Here is a 5,275-nt window from a genome sequence, read left to right as displayed (position 1 = left end):
TTTTCTTGGGGCTGTACCTTTGCAGATATGAACAATGATGGTTTACAAGATTTAATGGTAGCCGAAAATTATGTAGATCTAGCACCTAATAAATTATTTCGATTAAAAAGTAGATTCTTAGTGCAAAAAGAAGATGGAACTTTTGCGCCTACCGAAGAAAAAAGTGGAGTTGTTAACCCTCATTTTGCAATCACTTCTTTAGTTAGTGATTTTAATAAAGACGGTTACTTGGATATGATTTGGGTAAATATAGACACACCATCTTTAGCATACATAAATAAAGGAGGAACTAACAACTATCTACAAGTAGATTTAGGAGAATCTGTTAACGTGCAAGGAGCAAAAGTAACTGTAACTACACCTACAAAAAAATTAACAGAGTGGCTAGTAACTGGAGAAGGCTTAGCTAGTGATCAAACTGCATTATTACAATTTGGATTAGGCGAGGAATCTACAGTTTTAAATATTAAAGTGACGTTAGCTAACGATAAAGAAATTAGCATAGACAACCCAAAAATTAATACCATTATCGATTTAAAAACAGAAGTTGAAAAACATAAAACAACTAATAAAACAGCCAACGATGAAACTTCTGAAGAAATAAAATAGTAGAAGTGAAAAATTTAAATTAGTTATTCTAAAAATCAACTCATATTTAATGTGTGAAATATTATTGATTTTTAATGATTGCATAAGAGATTAATTCTATATAAGTTAATTGCAGTTGTTTTTGTTTTCTGATAAATATCTAAATATAATATTGTTATGAATAGTATTAAAGCTAAGTTAATAATATATGTTAGTGAGGAATTATAAGTTTTTATATAGTAATAAATAAACCTATTTAGTTTGTCGCTTAAAGTAACTATTTAAAAAAATAAGCTTTACTAAATTAATATAAGGAAGTAGCTTGCGTAAAAATCTACAGATAATAAAATTGCATAGTTTTTATAGTATGCATTTATACAGAATTTTACTGTAATGTATATAAAAAAAAAGCTAAGTTTAAGAATACTGTAAAAGGATAAGATATTCTATTTGTATAATTAGAAATAAAAATTAATGATAAAAAAATTCATATATTTTAGTATTCTATTTATCCTAATTCTAGGAGTATTTGGTGCAGGAGGATTAGTTATAGAAGAATTTAAAACAGGTGAAGGTTGTCCAAAAATAATGCATATACCAATGTGTTTGGTTATCTTAATTTGTTTTATCGTACCACTAATATCTCATGTATTAAAAAAGTGGAATGTCTTGTATTTTTTATTTACAGGTCTAGCAGGTAGTATTGCTTTAGTAGCATCTATTATGCAATATACAGAACATGCTGAATGTCCAAAAACAACATCTGGAACACCTATGTGCTACTATTCTTTATTACTTTTTAGTAGCTTAATTATTTTAAAAATTTATTATCAAAAACTAAATAACAGTAAATAATTCAACAATCTTAAACAACCATGAATATTTTAAAACCACTAAGAACAAGCATATTAATTATGCTAACGCTCGTTAGTTTTTCTACAGCTGCTCAACAATTAGAAACTTCTGTTTTTGTTACAGCTAATACAGGAACAACAGATGATAATTCTGTACTAACTAAAATTAAAGACGAATCTAAAACGCTTCAAAACTCTAAATTGCTGGTATTGGGTAATACTGTGTCAAAAGAAGGATATTTTGAAGATAATAATGCTTCAGTAAAAGCTCAATTAGAAACTATTAAAACATTTAAAGGCGATGTTTATTTTACGCCTGGACAGAATGAATGGGCTAATAATGGACACAGAGGTGTTAGAAAATTAGAGAAATTTATTCAAAAAAATAGCGATGCTAAATTTTATCCAAACGATGGTTGTCCGATAAAGAAAAAAGATTTAACCAACGATGTTGTATTAATTACTATCGACTCGCAATGGTATCTTGAAAATTGGAATGACCATATTTACCTTAATGAAGATTGTGATATTAAAAACAGAACAGATTTTTTCTTGGAGTTTGAAAGTATACTTAAAAAATCTCAAGGTAAAACCATTATGGTAGCTTCTCATCATCCTGTGTTTTCTAATACAAATGAAGGATTACTTGCAAGAACTGGAGGTGCATCTATAAATAATTTTCAAAACAAACAAAATTCAAAATTTAGAAATCGTATAATTACGTTAGCACGTCAAACTGGAGACATATTCTTTGTTTCTGGTCACGATAAAAACATACAGTACATTATCAGAAATGGAATACCACAAATTATAAGTGGAGCTGCTGGTAAAACTAAAAAAGCAACCTGTGAAAACGATGAGGATTTTGCCTCAACCAAAAACGGTTATGCACGTATAGACCTTTACAAAGGAGGAGCTGTTAGTGTAACTTTTCAAGGTATAGAAGCACCTTATACAACTCAAGTTATTGTGCCTGTTAAAGAAGAAATACCTGCTAATTATAAAGCTAGAAATAGCTACGGTAAAACATTTAGTTCTTCAGTATATTCATCTGAAGAAACAGATAAAAGTGCAGCTTATAAACGTTTTTGGGGAAAACATTATAGAGAATTCTATAGTAAACAAGTAAAAGCAAAAGTAGCATTTATAGATACTTTAAAAGGAGGTCTAACTCCTGTAAGACGTGGTGGTGGTCACCAATCTAAATCTTTAAGATTAGAGACTAAAGACGGTAGGCAATTTGTAATGAGAGCACTTAGAAAAAGTGCTATTCAATTTTTACAATCTACAGCATTTCAAGATAAATATGTAGAAGAGGACTTAGATGGTAGTTTTGCGGATAGCTTTTTGTCAGATTTTTATACAACAGCACATCCATATACGCCTACTGCTATTGGTGCTTTAGCAGATGCAGTAGATGTTTTTCATACAAATCCAGAATTATATTATATTCCTAAACAAGAAGCTTTAGGTGTTTTTAATGATGATTATGGAGACGAACTTTATCTTATGGAAGAGCGTGTAGAATCAAATCATAAAGATTTAGCTAGTTTTGGTAAACCTAAAGACATTTTAAGCACCAGTGATGTATTACAAGAAATAAATAAATCAGGTAAATCTTTAGTAGATGAGTCTTCTTACATTAGAGCAAGACTTTTCGATATGCTTATTGGAGATTGGGACAGACACCAAGATCAATGGCGTTGGGCTGTTTTTGAAAAAGCAGATGGTACAGAGATTTGCAAACCTATTCCTAGAGATAGAGATCAAGCATTCTCACTTTTTGATGGAGGCGCATTAAGTTTTTTACGTTTTGCAGTACCTAATTTACGTATGATGCAACCGTTTGATGCAGAGTTGCCAAGCCCTAAGTGGTTTAATTTTGAGCCTTATCCTTTAGATATGACTTTTATTAATATGTCTAATTGGGAAGATTGGGAAAGAGAAGCAAAAGCACTACAAACTGGTATAACAGACGAAATTATAGAAGCTGCTTTTACAAACATTCCTGAAGAAATTAAAGGACAAACTATTGAAGAAATTAAGGAGAAATTAAAAGGAAGACGTGCTAATATTGTAGATATAGCAAAAGCTTATTACGAGTATGTAAATGAACACGAAGTTATTACAGGAACTCAAAAATCAGATAAGTTTGATATTGTAAGACATGCAGATGGGAAAACGACTATTACTGCTTATAGAAAAGATCTTGATGTGTTTAATAGAACATTTACTAAAGATGAAACTAAAGAAATTTGGATTTATGGTTTAGATGGAAAAGACACTTTTAATGTTACTGGTGAAGGAGACGATTTTATTAAAATTAAAGTAATAGGTGGAAAGAAAAATGACACTTATAATTTCGAGAATACCAAAAAAGTTAAAATTTACGATTATAAAGGTAAAGACAACACCATTATAAATAGTCGTTCTAAGAAATGGTTGGTAGATGATTATGAAATTAATAATTACGACTATAAAAAAACAAAACATAGAACCAATCAAATTATACCACTTATTGGCGCAAACCCAGATGATGGTTTTCAAATAGGTGTTACAAATAATTTTACAACCTATGGTATTCAACGTAATCCGTTTACAACAAAACATTCTGTAAGTGCTTCATATTACACTGGTAACTCAGGTTACGATTTATCATATAAAGGAGAGTTTTCAAATATCTTTCATAACTGGAATTTTGCAGTAGAAGGAAAATATACGAGTCCAAACTTTGCGCAAAATTTCTTTGGTTTTGGAAATGATACCCAATACAATAGTGATGAAGTAGAAATAGATTTTAATCGTGTAAGCATTAGAGAATGGAGCGCTGCTATTTCTTTAGTATGGAGAGGTAGAGATGGAGGTTCTTTTTACTTTAAGCCTTTAATAGAATCTTTTGAAGTGGATACAGAAGAGTTAGATAGATTTGTAAATCTTGCCTTATCTTCAGATAATTCTGTTTTTGAAGAACAAACCTATGTTGGAGCAGAGGTAAATTACAGTTTTAAGAATAAAGATGATGGATCTTTTCCAACTATGGGACTAGATTTAGGTATTACAGCTGGTTATAAAACAAATGTAACAGGAGATATAAATGGAGTAGATATAGATAATAATTTTGGTTATGTTAAACCATATATAGCAATAGATCATAGGTTAAATAGAAGCGCTAGTTTAGTGTTAGCAACTAAAATAGGAGGAGAAGCTATTCTTGGAGATGATTTTGAATTGTATCACGCAGCACAATTAGGTGGTGGTGATAATTTACGTGGATTTAGAAAAGAACGTTTTTTAGGTAAATATTCTGTATTCCATACTACCGATTTAAGATTAAGTTTAGGTAAATTTAAGAGCACTTTTATTCCTCTTAAATATGGAGTAACAGGAGGTTTCGATTATGGTCGTGTTTGGTTAGATGATGATAATTCAGACAAATGGCATAACAATGTTGGTGGTTCTTTCTGGATTAGTGGATTGGATACATTTACAGCTAATTTAGGATATTACGGAAGTAGTGATGGTGGAAGAATTGCATTTGTGTTAGGCTTCGCTTTTTAAATAAAAAAATAATATAAAGTATAGTTATATGAAAAAACCAATAGTAATTGCTCAAGTAAGCAAATTAGAAAATAAGGAACCAGAACACGCACTTGTAAACGGATTAGATTTAGTTATTGTGAAATTTGATGATGACATTTCTGTACTTTACGGAAGGTGTTTACACAGAGGCGCTTTAATGTCAGACGGTCACGTAGATGGTCATAACCTAATTTGTGGTGTTCACGGTTGGGATTATCGTGTTGATTCTGGCGTTTCAGAATACAATAATAAAG

At 30.4% G+C, this 5,275-nt stretch carries 4 protein-coding genes; all 4 read left to right on the top strand.

The window, feature by feature from the left end; genetic code table 11:
• Positions 1 to 609: CRTAC1 family protein (locus Q0C58_RS11160; RefSeq protein ID WP_290701484.1), on the top strand; the 609-nt coding region annotated here is incomplete at its 5' end.
• A 453-nt stretch (positions 610 to 1,062) separates the two neighbouring features.
• Positions 1,063 to 1,443 carry a hypothetical protein gene (locus Q0C58_RS11155; protein ID WP_290701482.1) on the top strand — a complete coding sequence of 127 codons (381 nt, stop codon included), beginning with the start codon at positions 1,063 to 1,065 and terminating at the stop codon, positions 1,441 to 1,443.
• A 20-nt stretch (positions 1,444 to 1,463) separates the two neighbouring features.
• Positions 1,464 to 5,000, top strand: a complete 3,537-nt coding sequence (locus tag Q0C58_RS11150) for a metallophosphatase (RefSeq protein ID WP_290701479.1) — start codon at positions 1,464 to 1,466, stop codon at positions 4,998 to 5,000.
• Positions 5,001 to 5,028: 28 nt separating this feature from the next.
• Positions 5,029 to 5,275: Rieske 2Fe-2S domain-containing protein (locus tag Q0C58_RS11145; protein ID WP_290701475.1), on the top strand; the 247-nt coding region annotated here is incomplete at its 3' end.

It is taken from the genome of Lacinutrix sp. (genome assembly GCF_023299985.1).
Classification (GTDB): Bacteria; Bacteroidota; Bacteroidia; order Flavobacteriales; family Flavobacteriaceae; genus Lacinutrix.
The sequence above is the reverse complement of the archived record's forward strand: the minus strand, read 5'-3'. Positions and strand labels throughout refer to the sequence as shown.